Origin of the sequence: Chlorobium phaeovibrioides, assembly GCF_003968655.1 — a bacterium.
In the GTDB taxonomy this organism is placed as follows: Bacteria; Bacteroidota; Chlorobiia; order Chlorobiales; family Chlorobiaceae; genus Chlorobium; species Chlorobium phaeovibrioides.
Genome location: NZ_RXYK01000001.1, coordinates 63,859 through 79,575, shown reverse-complemented (window position 1 = coordinate 79,575; position 15,717 = coordinate 63,859). Strand labels below are relative to the sequence as shown.

11 protein-coding genes are annotated in these 15,717 nt (G+C 52.3%); all 11 read right to left on the bottom strand.

The window, feature by feature from the left end:
- Positions 1-25: 25 nt before the first annotated feature.
- The 11 genes from EKD02_RS00355 to EKD02_RS00305 all read right to left on the bottom strand — a co-directional run bounded on the left by EKD02_RS00355 (position 26) and on the right by EKD02_RS00305 (position 15,613).
- Positions 26-2,704, bottom strand: a complete 2,679-nt coding sequence (locus tag EKD02_RS00355; RefSeq protein WP_126383258.1) for a cation-translocating P-type ATPase — start codon at positions 2,702-2,704, stop codon at positions 26-28.
- Between the two features lie 77 nt (positions 2,705-2,781).
- On the bottom strand, positions 2,782-6,435 hold the full coding sequence (locus EKD02_RS00350) for a DUF3683 domain-containing protein (RefSeq protein ID WP_126383256.1): 3,654 nt from the start codon (positions 6,433-6,435) through the stop codon (positions 2,782-2,784).
- A gap of 171 nt (positions 6,436-6,606) precedes the next feature.
- Positions 6,607-7,479, bottom strand: a complete 873-nt coding sequence (locus EKD02_RS00345) for a glycosyltransferase family 2 protein (protein WP_011890226.1) — start codon at positions 7,477-7,479, stop codon at positions 6,607-6,609.
- A 38-nt stretch (positions 7,480-7,517) separates the two neighbouring features.
- The gene (locus tag EKD02_RS00340) at positions 7,518-8,756 is read right to left on the bottom strand and encodes a pentapeptide repeat-containing protein (protein WP_126341442.1); all 1,239 of its coding nucleotides are present in this window, start codon (positions 8,754-8,756) and stop codon (positions 7,518-7,520) included.
- Positions 8,757-8,777: 21 nt separating this feature from the next.
- The gene (locus tag EKD02_RS00335; protein ID WP_126383254.1) at positions 8,778-10,055 is read right to left on the bottom strand and encodes a hypothetical protein; all 1,278 of its coding nucleotides are present in this window, start codon (positions 10,053-10,055) and stop codon (positions 8,778-8,780) included.
- Positions 10,036-10,470, bottom strand: a complete 435-nt coding sequence (locus EKD02_RS00330; RefSeq protein ID WP_011890229.1) for a DoxX-like family protein — start codon at positions 10,468-10,470, stop codon at positions 10,036-10,038. The genes EKD02_RS00335 and EKD02_RS00330 overlap by 20 nt, the downstream gene beginning before the upstream one ends.
- A gap of 107 nt (positions 10,471-10,577) precedes the next feature.
- The gene (locus EKD02_RS00325; protein WP_126383252.1) at positions 10,578-11,309 is read right to left on the bottom strand and encodes a PhoU domain-containing protein; all 732 of its coding nucleotides are present in this window, start codon (positions 11,307-11,309) and stop codon (positions 10,578-10,580) included.
- Positions 11,310-11,466: 157 nt separating this feature from the next.
- Positions 11,467-12,153 carry a phosphate signaling complex protein PhoU gene (gene phoU, locus EKD02_RS00320; protein ID WP_126383250.1) on the bottom strand — a complete coding sequence of 229 codons (687 nt, stop codon included), beginning with the start codon at positions 12,151-12,153 and terminating at the stop codon, positions 11,467-11,469.
- Between the two features lie 18 nt (positions 12,154-12,171).
- Positions 12,172-13,029: a phosphate ABC transporter ATP-binding protein PstB gene (pstB, locus tag EKD02_RS00315; RefSeq protein ID WP_126383248.1), complete on the bottom strand. Its 858-nt coding sequence runs from the start codon at positions 13,027-13,029 to the stop codon at positions 12,172-12,174.
- Positions 13,030-13,035: 6 nt separating this feature from the next.
- Positions 13,036-14,382, bottom strand: a complete 1,347-nt coding sequence (gene pstA, locus EKD02_RS00310; RefSeq protein WP_126383246.1) for a phosphate ABC transporter permease PstA — start codon at positions 14,380-14,382, stop codon at positions 13,036-13,038.
- Positions 14,383-14,449: 67 nt separating this feature from the next.
- Positions 14,450-15,613, bottom strand: coding sequence for a PstC family ABC transporter permease (locus tag EKD02_RS00305; RefSeq protein WP_126383242.1), 1,164 nt, complete (start codon positions 15,611-15,613; stop codon positions 14,450-14,452).
- Between the last annotated feature and the right edge of the window lie 104 nt (positions 15,614-15,717).

The window sequence follows — 15,717 nt, the reverse complement described above, 5'->3', positions numbered from 1 at the left end:
GCAATGTATTGACAACCACAAAGTCTTACGAATACCCACTAATAACACCCCTCCTGACAAGAAATTTAACCAGCTCCAGTACCGGAATAACTGTCAGGGAAACCAGAGCTACCAGCAGCCAGTCCTCTCTGCTGAGAGGGTAGATCCCGAAAGGTTCATGGAAAACAGGAACGACGAAAATGACTGCAAGCAGCCCCAGTTCCCAGAGAATCGCGAGATTTAGCCAACGATTGGCAAAGGGCCTGCTGAACATGCTTTTCCTCTGTGAACGAAAAGCGTAGGCCTTGAAAAACTGAATAAGGACAAGTGAGGCGAAGGTCATACTCATCGCCTCACGCAGAGGGCGTCCGGAATCAAGAGCATAGAGAAAAAGCGACATGTTGACCACCGCTGACCATATCCCCCCGCCAAGCAGAAGCGCCACCATTGCTCTGCTGAATACCCCCGCATCCCTTTTTCGGGGTCGTCTCAGCATCGTATCGGATTCCGGAGGGTCAACGGCAAGGGCAAGAGCGGGAAGACCATCGGTGGCAAGATTGACATAGAGAATCTGCACCGCACTCAGCGGCAGCGGAAGCCCGGTCAGCGTTGCTGCAACCATCAGGCCGAGCTCGCCCATATTTGAGGAGAGCAGATAGCTGAGATACTTCTTGATATTCTCATAGATTCCCCGTCCCTCCTCCACAGCATCCACAATTGAAACAAAATTGTCATCAGTAAGCATCATATCGGAAGCCTCTTTTGCAACATCAGTTCCAGTAATACCCATGGATATACCGATATCAGCCCGCTTGAGGGCAGGAGCATCATTCACCCCATCACCGGTCATAGCCACAACCTCCCCATGCAGTTGAAGAGCTTCAACTATTCGAAGTTTGTGTTCGGGAGAGACTCGCGCAAAAACGGAAGCAGATTGCACAGCCCTGGAAAGGTCCTCTTCATCCATCTCTTCAAGCATACGCCCGGTCACCACATCACCCTCGCCGGCCATACCCAGTTCACCCGCAATAGCACGAGCTGTTGCAGGATGGTCTCCTGTAATGAGAAGAGGACGGATTCCCGCACTCCTGCATCTGCGCACTGCCTCAGCCGCTTCAGGACGGGGAGGATCAATCATGGCGGCAAACCCCAGAAAAGTCATTCCGGAAACACTCCCGCTGATTTCACCATCCCACTTTTCAGCAAGAGCCAGAACGCGCATTGCCCTTCCGGCGAATGCGTCGGCCTCCTCCAGCAGCTCCCGGCGCATTGAAGCATCAAGAGAGGCGGAACCCTCTGAAAGGAGCACCTCACTACAGGCAGCAAGCACTGTTTCCGGAGCGCCCTTCATAAAAAGACGCATCTTTCCCTGAAAGCTATGCTGTGTCAGCATCCTTCGGAGTTCAGGGGAAAACGGCAGCTCATCAAGACGCGGATGCTGACGGCGCAGCTCCAGCTCGTCAAGCCCTCCCTTGCGACCAAGAACAAGCAGGGCCCCCTCGGTGGGGTCTCCCGCCACATACCATCCTTTTTCGTCGTTCTTCTCCAGCCTCGCATCATTGCAGAGCATGGCCGCAGTCAGGAGAGAGTGAAGTGAAGGGGGCATGCCGGTATCCCCATCAAGGGAAAAGGTACCCGAAGGCTCATACCCCGTACCACTGACGGCTACATTCACTCCTGAAGTATGCACAACCCGCACGGTCATCTCATCTCGGGTCAGAGTACCGGTTTTATCAGAGCAGATGACCGTTGTGCTTCCGAGGGTTTCAACAGCGGGAAGGCTGCGCATCAGGGCGTTGCGTTTTGCCATACGCTGGACACCGAGAGCAAGAGAGATGGTGACAACAGCCGGAAGCGCTTCAGGAACGACGGCAACGGCAAGGGCAATGCCAAAGACAAGCATTTCAAGAAAAGGCTGACCGCGAAAAAATCCGGCAATCACCAGCAATGCAACAATCAGCAGTGCCGAACGCGCAAGAATTGTACCGATTCGATCCAGATGATCCTGCAGAGGGGTGCGGACACCTGCAACACCACCAAGCAATGCAGCAATGCCGCCGAACCGGGTCTGCATTCCGGTGGCAACTGTCACTGCCTCGCCACGACCGGCGCTGACAGTGGTTCCTGCAAACACCATGGTGCTCTGGTCGCCGGTGGCTGCATCAAGAGCCACAACGGCTCGGGCATCTTTGTCGGAAGGGAGGGATTCGCCGGTCAGTGAGGACTCTTCAAGCTGCAGAACCGCTGAGAACAGAAGTCGGCCGTCTGCAGGAACACGGTCACCAGCCGAAAGCATGAGAACATCTCCGGACACAATCTCTTCAGCGGGTATAAGGAATTCCTTTCCTCCACGACGCACCTTTGCAAGAGGAGGAGCCATCTCGGCAAGCGCCCGAATCGCCCTCTCGGCGCGAAACTCCTGAAGAAAGCCGAGTATGACGGCAAAAACAACAATCACGGAAATGGCGACCGCTTCAAGGGTATGGCCAAGAATGAATGAGAGAACAGCAGCGGCAAGAAGCGTGAGCATCAGCACATTCTGAAGCTGCTGAAGAAACATGGACCATACGCTCTGCCGCTGTGAACCCTTGAGAGTGTTCGGCCCGTCCCGAAGCAGCCGGGCGGCAGCCTCATTTTCATTCAACCCCTGCGTTGAGGAGCCTGCCCTGCGCAACGCATCTTCAGCCGAAAGGGTATGCCATGGAACTGGTGATGGCGCCTGCATAGTCCGCACTCCTTATTGCATGGTTATCCAGCCTTCAGGGGGGAAAGACAACAAGAGAAAAGAACAATAGCCTGGCCTTAAAAATTGACTGCCGTTGCCCTCCTTGCCTGTACCATGAATTTTTCAGCCCAGTCGACACCGGAATATTTCACCGCAAGCGCTACGGCAAGATGCTGCGGATCGAGACCGATATCGCGATTTCTGCCTAACCCCTGAACGCATGAAGGGCAGTTGGTCAGCATCACCGCTCCCGAAGCCCCGTGCATGGCCTCAAGAACGGCCACCCGTTTGCGCTGGAGCATTGAATCAGTAATATCCGGCCGTGAAAGCGACAGCGTCCCGGCCTCGGAACAACAGTGAGGAACAGCCCTCACACTCCCGAATCCACCAATTGAATCAATTGCCTCAAGTGCCTTTCCGGAAAGGGAATCATGGCAGGGCGCATGATAGAGATATTTGCCGGTACCCTCTATCGTGAGACCCTTTTCCTGAAGAAACCCGGCTATATCCTTTATCCTGCCACCAAACAGCCTGTCGGCCTCAATCGCCTCAAGCCCTTCCATACATGTGCCGCAGGTCACAATGCATGCATCGAAATCAATGTAGGAGAACATCTCCCGTATCTGGCTGAACATGACGCTGTTGCGAAGCACAATGCTCCCATACTGCTCGGTCTTGGCATTCACATGAGCCGGAAAGCCGCAGCAGAGAAAAGGAGGAGGGAGAACAACCCGTGAACCTCTCTCAAGCAGCATATGGATGGCTGCCATGGAAATGGTTGAAATCAGGCGTTCGGAACCGCAACCCGGAAAATAGAACACGCTGCTTTCAGCCTCACCTTCAGGCTCAAACACCAGAACCTGATCGGGCCCGCACTCGGGAAGAATGTCGCGAAGAGTTGCCGAAGGAACTTCGGGAACCTGGGAGCGAAGCATTCTGAGAGGATAGAGGGCCGGTGGATCGTTTTCCGGCTGAATCGGTGCCGTCAGGCGCGTACCGGCTCTCTGAGCAGCTCCGCCGATCTGCAGCACAGCTTTTCTGAACATCGAATTGAATCCGGGAGAACGGCTGGCAAGATAGCTGAGAGTCATTTCAGTCATGGGAGTAGAGTGCTTGATTCCCCATCCCGAAAGGATCTCCCTTTCCAGAACGGAAACCTCTCCGGTATCAATGTCGACCGGACATGGCTTCAGGCATTTATGGCAGATGGTGCAATGATCGGCAACCTCCTCCAGCCAGCGGAGAAGAGCAAAATCGGTCGAGCGCTCGCGCTGTGCATCAAAGAGCAGCGCCTCAATAAGCGAACCGATGGCAAGGTTCTTGTTGCGGGGATGATAGAACATCCCCCTCGCCGGATAATAGACGCAGCAGTCAATTTTGCATTTGCCGCAACGGATGCAATAGTCAACCTTTTTGGACAGGGACTCAATCTGAGCCCGCTGAAGAATATGGGCCTCAAGCTCAAGAAGGTTGAACGAGGGGGTAAAAATATGCTGCAGCACCTCAAGGTCATCGAGTTTGCCGGGGTTCATGGTTCCTTTCGGATCAACCTTCAACCGGTATGCAGAAAGTTCCGCAAGAATCTTCGGGTCAAGATATTTCAGCTTGGTGACCCCAATGCCGTGCTCGCCTGAAACAACGCCGCCAAGGGCGATCACCTTTTCCATAACGCGGTCAACGACCCGATCAGCGCGCTCCAGCATCGGGCGGTCATTCGAGAGCACCGGCACATTGACATGAACATTGCCGTCACCGGCATGCATATGTGTGGCAAGCACAATACGACGGTCGCGGACAAACGCATAGGCCGCCTCAAGACGCTCAAGAATGAGCGGATATCCCTGAAAAAGCTCCGCAAGTTCACCTGCAAGTTCATCGATAACGGCAAGCGACCGAAGCTGCTCCTCTCCCGCCTCTGAAATCCTGTTCGCAAACAGACGGCAGAGTTCTCCGGCAGCCGGAATTTTTGAAGCAAACTGCCCCCAGTCCTCATTAACCTCTGTCGATTCCAGAAGGGAGCGGACCCTGTCCACGAAGAGCATCTGCGCATACTGCTCCTCCTCCATATTGAGGCCGTCAATAAAACGCGAAAACTCTGCAAGCGCCTCAAGAGGAATGACAATATCCTCATTGATCTTAAAGGCATTGGTTCTTCTTGCAATTGCACTCAGCTTCTTCCTGTCACTCCAGAACCGCTCTGAGGCAGCCGCGTCCTGAGCCACAAACATCAGCGTGTTGGGATGGCGCTCAAGCAGCTCCTGCACCCTCAAAACGCCCCGCTGGACAGCCTCTCTGCCGGTAGCGGCAATATCGATAAGCAACACGGCTTTAGGCGTCTGCGGGCGGGCCGCCTTGACCTTGTAGTCAATGGCCCGTATGTATTCATCATCAAAATGCTCAAGGGCCAACAGAGCCTCCCCATCCTCCTCCGGCAGAGGAAAAATCTTTGACAACTCAACAATCACGCGGCTGGCTTCATCCATATCGGGGCCGAAAAACTCAAGACAAAGAGTCTTTTTTTCAGGGTACTTTTTATACAGCACGAAGAGCGCCGAGGTGATCACCCCGTCAGTCCCCTCCTTCTGCATACCGGGCACACCACCAAGCGCCTTGTTGGTAATATCTTTCCAGAGCCCTTTTTTCCGGATATCAGTCCCCAACAGTTCAATACGGTCAAGCCTGCGACCCGTTTCATCACGAATTTCAAAAGCAACGGTATCTTCATGACGGATTTTGCGGAGCCTGTGGTCGGTCCTGCGAACAACAATGTTCTCTCCGGTCGGCATCGCCATCCTCCACTCAAGGAGATTGTCAATGCATGTTCCCCACCTGACAGCCATTTTACCACCTGCATTTTCAGCAATGTTTCCACCTATCGTGCACGACCATTCACTGGTGGGGTCGGTGGCAAACACCAGACCATGATGATCCGCCTCTTCCATTGCCTTTTGGGTCACAACGCCGGCCTCAACCTCCATAACGGAAGCCGACACACTGGAGCCGTCTTCCATCTCAAACTCCTGAACCGATATGGCGCGAATCCGGTTCAGCTTCTCCATGTTGATTATCACGCATCCGGGACGGAGCGGAACAGCTCCACCGGTCAGTCCGGTACCTGCACCACGCGGGATAACATGCAGTCCGAGACCGGCTATGGCTGTTATAAGAGGGGCAATCTGCGCTTCACTGTCTGGAGTGACGACTGCAACAGGAAGATGCAGCCTCCAGTCGGTCGCGTCAGTAGCGTGGGCAACAAGAGAGAACGGATCAAACAGGACATTTTTCACTCCAACAATGGCACCAAGTTCACGCCGCATCCGACGGCGCTGCTCGGGTGTTTTGGAAACAACCTTGCGGAACCGCTCAAGCTGCTGGCGAACAGCATCGACAATGCTCTTCACACGGGGCTCGCCGTTTGCAGAATCGGCAATGATATCAAGATCAGTCATGGCCCGCTCAAACAGACGGCGTCTTCTGGCGGCAGACTCAACAAGTTCCTGAAAAAGGTAGGGATTGCGGCGGTGAATGAGAATTTCACCAATGATGCTCATCAGAAGCCTGGCTGAACGGCCGGTCACCCGGACCTCCCGAAGCTCCTCCAGCATCCCGAGAATATCCTGACCCAGCAGGAAGGCAATCACCTGCCTGTCGCCGGCTGAGGTATAGTTGAAGGGTATCTCCCTTGGTGTCCGCTGTTGTGATGCGGTTGTTTTCTGGCCTCTTGTCGGCATGGTTCAGAGTATCGGGGGCAAAATCAGCAAAAAAAAGCCTCAGCGCCCTGTTCTTGAAACAGCTGTACCCGAAATCTCTTTACTTGGCGGGGCACAGCCTCATCGTCAGGAATAGAAAGTAACAAACACAGGGTAAAGGTTCACAAAAGCGGAAAAGAATTCCCCCTACCCTTACTGAAACATGGCACTGAGGGGGCGTTTTTCCGATGGCGAACCGGCAAAAAGCTTGAAGCCCATGAGACTGGTCATGGACTGAACCGCACAGTTGATTTTACCGATGAAGAGATCAAGGTCGGTAACCCCGTGAGAAGCATCGGCAGCCGCCAGCTCCATAAATTCGAGAAACTGGTCATACCGCTGCTCACCAATGCGCGATGACCATGAAACATCTGATATACGGAACGCGCAGAGCGGTTCGTCAATCACATACAGGTCGCCATGAGCAAGCAGCTGCAGCCAGAAATCAAGATCAATCGTATAAGGAACAACAGCACTATACCCACGGGTTCTGCCCATGACCTCCGCCGGGAAAAGCCCGCAGACAGGTTCGCCGATAATGTTGGTCCCCATCCGGACCATCTTGCGCACAACCTCTTCAGCCCCTTTTCGACCCTCGTCCAGGAAGTTCACCTTCTTGATGAGCGCCTTTCCCTGTGAATCAATTATTGTCCGCTGGCTGCTGACAAGACTCACCCCGCTGCTGCGGGGGTCAAGAAACCTCGCAACCTGTTTTTCAAGGCAGGTCGGATAGAGAATGTCATCACCGCACACCAGCTTGACAAAGCGGCCCCTGACACTGCTGATCGCCTTGTTCCAGTTCCCCTCAGGACCCAGATTCTCAGAGTTCCGGATCAGTCTTATCCGGGAATCAGCAAACGACGCCGCAAGCTCAAAAGAGCCATCGGTTGAATTGTCATCATAAATCAGCAACTCAAAATCCGTAAAGCTCTGATTGAGAACAGAGGCAATGGTCTCCTCAATAAATCGCGCATTGTTATACATCGGAATCGTAACCGTAACCAACGGGCGTTTACCTTCACCCATACTGCAACCTCCTCTTCTGCGCTCGTTTCCTGCCTCTGTTAATCAGCCATATAAAGAGCGCCATGTTTCAAAGCCCATTCCCCTGTAGCGGGTTTTCCGGAATCAAGTATCGTCGCCGCAGACACTTTAGCCCTGTTCAGCCGGGTCCGGCTCATATTGGCACGCCAGAGTTTAGCCCCTCTAAGATCAGCCCCGGCAAGATCCACATCCACCAGTGTCGCTTCGCTCAGGTTGGCACCACGAAGATCTGCCCCCCTGAGATCGCTCTGGGAAAAATCGGTCCCGCGAAGACTGGCTTTCTGCAAGTCAGCACCCTGCAGATTGATCTGTGCAAGATTTTTATGATCATAACGGGCTTCAGTAAGATTCACCCGCATGGACGGATTCTGCCGTCGCAGCCTGTTCCACTCTCGCCAGTCGCTCTTCACCATCTCAAACTGCGCTGCATCATACGGGGCATCTACCGGCCCGGTCCTTCTCCAGAGGTTGAGAACGCTGTTGACGCGTGAGTTACCCTCCTTCTTGCCCCCCGAAGCCGTCACCCTGCGGGTCTGATCCTGAGAGGATGCATGAGCTGCGACAGCTGTCGGAACGATCAATTCAGCCATAGAGACAGCGCCATTTGCTGCTGCCCATGCCGCATCAGCGTACCTTCCGCTCTCAAGAACCGTTGTGTCCGACACCTTCACCCCCATAAGCACCGCCCCATCAAGAACAGCGCGCCAGAGATATGCCCCTCTAAGGTCCGCTCCAGAAAAATCGACGCTCCGGAGACTGGCCTCCCGAAAGTGGGCATTCTGCAGATTTGCTCCCCGAAATCCAGCTTTTGAGCACTCCGCCCGTCGCAGATCGGCTCCGCTGAAATCCGCTCCACTGCAATCGGCACCCTCAAGAACAACCCCGTCAAGAGTTGAGCCACGAAGAGATGCCCCTTTCAGGACTGCGCCATCAAGCAGCGTTCCCTGGCAATTGGAAGAATCAAGGCAGGCCCCCGAAAGGTTTGCACCCGAAAGATCAGACTGGCCGAGATCAGCGCCAGCCAGACGAGCTCCATGTAAATCAAAACCCCTGAACTTCCGGCCCTTCAGGTCTGCGCCCGAAAGATCAGGAACAAAACCTGTTTCGGCGGCCCTCCTGGCATTCCATGCCTCACTCCCCTCACGAAGGCGGCTGACATCAAGGGAATCAGCCGCCGACAGCAATCCTGATGGCAGCACCAACAGCAGCATCATAGCCATGAGCGGAACAGAAAAATGCAAAGCGTTTTGCGACTTCATAAGTCAACCTCCTTGGATGATTTATTCCCGGTAGAGTTCCCGTTTCAGGTTCACAATCAAAAACAGGACAGCAAAAGCAAACACAGCGCCCGCCCCCCCAAGCAGCAGGTCGTTTTCAAGAAAGAATGCAAGCAGAATGCCCACACCCGAAAGAAGCATTACCGTCAGCTGTACGAAAGCCAGATGCATGGTTTCAGGCTTGAGTATGCGCTCAAGGGCGTGACCTTCCCGAAGCAGGGAAAGAGAATCTTTACGGACAATGGCGGGAATGACGATATAGATCATCCCAACAAACGAAAAAGTGATCCAGCCAAGCAGTGCCGCATGGGTATGGGAATGATAAATCCACATCTGGTCGGCACGGATGGGCGGATGTGCACCAAAAGGGATCCCCTGTATATAGTAGACATTCATGATGCCGTAAGCGCTTGTGGCAAACAGCAGTGCCAGACCACTGAGAAGAAAAGCAAGCGCTGGATGGTGGAACCGTGTTCTGAAAAAATTATACAGGTAGACGCCAAATCCGCCCAGCATAGCCATAACACCAAGCAGCAGGATATGGCTCACCAGCATCATCCCAAGATAGTTGCCCATCAGAATGACAATCAGAAAAACCAGCACCCCACCCACGAAAATGTAGAACCAGAGGCTGAAGAGCAATGTCATCAACTCACGCCGGCTTGACTGCTTCCATGCATAGGTATAGAGAAATCCCATGACGCTGATGCTGAGAGGAAAGCTGGAACCGAGAAAATATGCCGACTGGGTAACAAAAAACGGGATGATTCCCTGATCGGGAAATGCCTCTTTGAGCCCGAGAGTAAAAAGCCCGAGATTTGCATTGAGCAGAAAAATGACATCAAAGATATAGTACCTGACAGAGACCTCTTTCCAGATTTTCGGAATGGAAAGGGTGGTGAATATCTCCTTCAGAGGTCCCAGCACAAGAACCATAAGATAGAGGCCGGTAAAGGCTTTGAGGAGTGGCCACTGCATGAACACCGCCACGGCAATCATGACAAGTGAAACCAGCACCCCGTACACATATCCCCGCTGCTTTCGTTCGTCTATCTTCATTTCAGGATAGATCGCAGATGTCAGGTAGCGATTGAAAATCAGGATGGCAAGGTTGCCGAAGCCGATAAAAAAGAGGTAGGGATGAAGCTGGTTGAGAAAATCACTGTGATAGACGGCCCCCAAGGCACCAAGCACGGCAGAAAAAGCCATGACAGCAACCGTCACGGTGATAAAGAGCCGGGCAACACTCCCCGGAGATCCTTCAACAGTCCTGTTCTGCATGAGAATTATTTTTTTGTTTTTTGAGTTCCAGAAGCGCCACAAGCGAAAGAGCAATCAGCGCAACATTCAGCGTCAGCGGGTTGAACGGCAGGGTAAGCATTGCAGGCTCAAACAGGGCCACAAACAGGAGCAGACCGGCTAAAGCCATCATATTGAACCAGAACACCCAATACCGCATACTGACAAGCAGCAGCAGACCGAACATGATTTCAGCAACGCCCATCCAACTGACCGCCATGCAGGCCCATCGGTACACGGGAATAAGATGTCCGAGAAGCTCCACCTCGCCCGAACTTCTGCAGGCAAGCTTTGGGACAGCACCCTGATATATCCAGGAAAAAGCAAGCGCAACCCGGCTTATCCAGAGTATCGGACTGCCATGTATGAGCTCAGGGCGAATCAAACCAGACAGCATACAGCAACTCGTTATCGGATGGGCAGAATGCAAAGGATGAATTCAAAAAGCGAACCACGGTCCGTTTTTTGAATTCATCCTTTACCGTAGCATGTGGACAGAAACCATCAGCAGAAATGGCGGGCAATATCACATGAAATATCAGCCGATGCCTTCACATGGTTGAGAATCGAAAGGATTCCAGTCAGGCTGATGATATTGTCATCAGTCACCCCGGCCTTGATTTTCAAGACAGCCTTATCGTAGATGCCATCAATTTCCTTCATCATGGCAATCGTCTCACTGGCATGCTTTGCATTACCGCTCACAAATGCCTCTACAGCTTTCTTGATCATCTCCGCCGTAATATCGCCCATGGGCTTCAGTCCATACTCATCCTTATGAAGCTCCTGAACATTGGCAAACTCAACAAATGGAGTCTTGTCAGCAATGTTGAGGGCAAACTGTGCCATCCGTTCAAGTTCAAGCAGAATCATCCGGGCATCCTCAACAATCTTGAGATGCTCTTCCCCCAGCCCCTGAAACGATGTGTAAGCAAGAGTCAGATACTCGACCTCAAACTTGCCCTTCTGTATATACTCTTCGTCAAACTGGAATGCTGAAGCTGCAAGCTCCAGATTTTTCTTTGTTGCCGCCCTGATGCTGAGCATCAGGTTGTTTTCAACATTCGACGAAAGCTTGGTCAGCTTCTGCTTGAGAGACTCAAGCTCTATGTGAACCGGTCCGTCCGGCTTGGTCGAAAGACCGAACTTCAGAGGATCTACCTGTACAGTGAACGCTTTGGGGACAGCCGCTGTTTTCGGTGAATCACCGAAAATCTTTCCAAGGATACTTGCCATAATGATTCAGTAACCAGACTTAATAATTGTGGGAACAGAAACTGAAATGTAATTTAATTTAGCTGTGGCAAGGGATTAAATCCAAGAAAAAATGCAAAAAAAGCCCGGCCTAAGCCGGGCACAACAGTTCTGCCCATATCGGGTCCCTTCTTTTCAATCAATCTTTAAGCGACTGAATCAGCTTTTCGTAGGAACTGTCGCTATGGCGTGAAATCTCTCCAGTAACAAGATAAATCACCTCATGGGCAATTCTGGTAGCATGATCTGCCATCCGCTCGATATAACGGGAGATGGAGAGGAGAGCGATAAGCTGGTCCACATCAGCCGCAGGGTCTTTCATCATAAGTGCAACCCGTTTGAACACGGAACTGTGAATTGAGTCAATCTCTTCATCAAGCGCGCAGACCTTGTCGGCCAGAAAACGGTCTTTTGCAATAAAGGCCTCAAGCGACTTGCGGGTCATATCAGCAGCAAGTGCTCCCATATGATCAAACTCAAAGAGCTCAAGCATTTCAACATTGATTTCCGGCATGCGCTCAATGATGTGCACAGCCAGGTCGCCGATGCGCTCAAGATCATCATTGATCTTCATGATGGTCACAATGGTGCGCAGATCTCTGGCAACAGGCTGCTGCAGCGCCAGAAAAGCAAGACAGCGTTCCTCAAGACGCACCTCTGTCATGTCGATTTCGTCATCAACAAGCCTTATGGCGCGGGCGCTCTCCTCATCCTGATGCCGGACTGCTTTCAGGGCATCGCTGAAATTCTGGAGAACCTTTTCTGAAAGCTGTACAAGAGCCTCTGAAAGCTCTTTGATAAGTTCGTGTACCGGTCTGTCTGACATGGCGTGAAAAAAGTTTCGTTAGCTGAATCGTCCGGTAATGTAATCTTCAGTCATCCGGTCTTTGGGGTTTGTAAAGAGCTGTGCAGTCTGTGCATACTCAACAAGCACGCCCTCGTAGAAAAACATGGTATAGTCGGATACGCGTGAAGCCTGCTGCATGTTATGCGTCACAATCATGATTGTGTAGCTGCCGCGAAGCTCCTGAATGAGATCTTCAATTTTCGCAGTTGCCTTCGGGTCAAGTGCGGAAGTAGGCTCGTCAAGCAGAAGAATCTCCGGTTCGACCGCCAGCGTTCTTGCCACACAGAGCCTCTGCTGCTGGCCGCCGCTCAGGCCGAGGGCGTTGCGCTCAAGACGATCGCTCACCTCATCCCACAGAGCCGCCTTGCGAAGGCTCCTCTCGACGATTTCCTCAAGCTGCTTCTTGTCGGTCATACCATGAAGGCGGGGACCGTAGGCGATGTTGTCAAAAATCGATTTCGGAAAGGGGTTCGGCTTCTGGAACACCATGCCGATTTTTTTACGAAGAAGCACCTCATCGGTCAGCTTACCGTAAATATCCTCACCATCGAACTGGAGAATTCCAGAGGTATGGCAACTCGGTATCAGGTCGTTCATCCGGTTGATTGCACGCAGAAAAGTACTCTTTCCACATCCGCTCGGCCCGATGATGGCCGTCACATACTTTGAGAGAATCTCGGCATTGACCTTTTTGACCGCCTCAAAATCACCATAATAGATGGAGAAATCCTTAGCGACAACATGGGGGGTACCGCCACCGCTTACAGCCACTCTTTCCGAAGGAATATAAATGTCACGGGTCGCGGTTGCTGGCCCCGTAGCTTTACTCTCTTTATGTTCCGCTGTCATCTGCATGGTTCCTTAACCTTTAAGTTTTTGGGAGATTTTGGCCCTGAGCAGGATTGCCGAGAGATTCAGAAGCAGAACGATGCTGACAAGGGATAGCACCATACCATACTGTACATGACGAATCTCACTGGCCATTTCATGCTCACTGGCAAGATTGTAGATATTCCAGGAGAGAGCCGGGGTCGGCGAAGAAAACACATCAGCTATTCCTATTGCCGAACCCACACTGACAGCCGCAGTGAAAATGATTGGAGCGGTTTCCCCCGCTGCACGGCCGAGGCTGATGATGCCGCCTGTTATGATGCCGGGCAGTGCTGCCGGAAGTATCACTGTGGCTATGGTGTTCCATTTTGTTGAACCGAGACCAAGGGAGGCCTCCTTATAGGTTTTCGGTACAGAAAGAATAGCCTCTTCTGCAGCCCTGATGATGGTAGGCAGAATCATGATGGCAAGGGTCAGCGAACCAGCAAGCACACTCTTCGATTCCGACACCTTCATGGTATTGATGAAGAATGCCAGACCGAAAAGACCGAACACAATACTCGGCACACCGGCAAGCGTACTGTTGGCGCTTCTGAGAATGCTTGTAAAGAATCCCTCCTTCGCGTACTCGGTAAAGTAGACCGCAGCTATGACACCAAGAGGAAAGGCAAAAAGCATGGCTCCAATAGCAAGGAAAAAAGTACCCTGAATTTCAGGCCAGATGCCTCCGAAAATATGAGCGTCAAGTGAACGGTCTGTAAAAAATCCCCAATAGAAAGTAAACTGCGGCTGCATCATGTCAGCAAGATGCTTGTCCACATATCCAAAAAGAGGAGCAAGCTTTGTGCCTGCGAATGCTTCAGCACGGGGAACATAAAACTCTTTCGCCATAACGGTAGGATCGGAATAATCCCACTTTTTCTCATAAAGTATGTCGTGGAGTTTCTCCTCAGCTTTCTCCCACCGGGTCTGACCGTACTGGAAACGGGTCAGCATCGGCTGAGGGTCTCCGGGCAGAGGGCCCAGAAGAGATGACATCGCCGCACGGACCGGGGCATATTTTGAGCGATACTCACGACTTGCCTCCGGCGTCATCCCCTCCATCTCAGCCTCAAAGCCGGAAAGCATACGATAGGCCTCACCGCGGTATCTGTCAGCTGTTGCACTCTGAGCCTCAATCGTTTTGCTGTCCCCCCGCCCATATTCTTTATAGAGCATGGTACGATGCTCTATAGTCCCCGTAAAGAAAACAGCACCCACGCCATTGTACACAATGGGCGTCAGGACGACCAGAAGCGCAAGGGCCATAACAACAATGGAACCCATACCTACCGCGGTAAACGAGTTATCCAGTATTTTTCTTGTTCCAAGATTCATGACATGCCGTTTAATAAAGTTGAATCAACTCAAGCTATAGAAAACCCGCCCTGGCAGGCAAAGATGATTACTGTCCCGAAAGAATCTTTCTCTGCCGGACTACAATGCGCTCACTGACAAGGTTGCTGAAGAAACTGATGACAAGAAGCAGAAGCCCCATTGCAAAGAGCACATGGTAACGCGCCGAACCTGTCACCTGATCAGCCTCGCCCATATCGCCGGCAATGGTTGCCGTCAGCGTACGGACAGCTTCAAGATAGTTGAACCACGGATCGGGGATGTGAGAGGAGTTTCCAGAGGCCATCCACACAACCATGGTTTCACCCAGAGCACGCATGATGCCGAGAATGACGGCAGCGAGAATTCCGCTGCTTGCCGCCGGCAGCACAGTTTTCAGAAGGGTTTCGGCCCGTGTTGCACCAAGCGCATAGCTGCCCTCGCGAAGTTCACGGCCCACAGACTGCAAGGCATCTTCAGCCACACTGACAATGGTCGGAAGCGCCATGAAACTGAGGATGATGGAGACATTGAGAGCATTGGTTCCGGTGATAATCTCAATGGCATTCAGTTTTGTGCCGACCACATAGAGCACAAGAACCGCAAGGATCCCGAAAAGACTCTGGAGAAGAAGCGCCATTTTCCTGCGGTTCTCTTCCCGGGCAAAGCGGGCGGAGAGCAGATCGGCAGCCACAATAACTGCAAGAAGAAGAAAAGGAGCAGCGAGTACCCACCAGGTCCACATCAGCAGCGGACCTCCGTTTGACTGAAGCAGCGGTGCAAGAATCACGAGTGCGAAGAAACCAAACGCAACAGAAGGAATGGCTGCCAGCATCTCAATAATCGGCTTGGCGTACTGCCTGACTGAAAAGGGAAGAATGTCGCTGAGGCAGACCGCCGCAGCTATACCCATTGGAACTGCAAGCAGCGCAGAGCCAAAGGTAACCATGGCGCTGCCGTATATGATGGCAAGAGCGCCAAACTCACCCGGCTCACCTGCAGGATACCATCCTGTGCTGGTGAAGAATTCGGTAAAGCCGCGAAGCTGGAAATAAGGGATTGCGTCAACCGCTACAAAGTAGAATATGAAGAGGACAACAATAGCAACAAAAGAGGCAATGCCGAGAAGAAGTGTTTCACCGGCGTTTTTGGCCAGTTTCTGCATTTTGCGCTTTTGCGGGCTGACAACAAACGCACTTGAGCGCTGGCCATCATTCTTTACCTCTTCAGTCATAACAGTGCAGTTGGGTTCCTGGGGGCTTTATTTTTGACGCTTCAAGTATAGACTCTTTGGCCCTCAAAAAAAAACCAGCTGTGTTACATCTTTGCAACATGCCT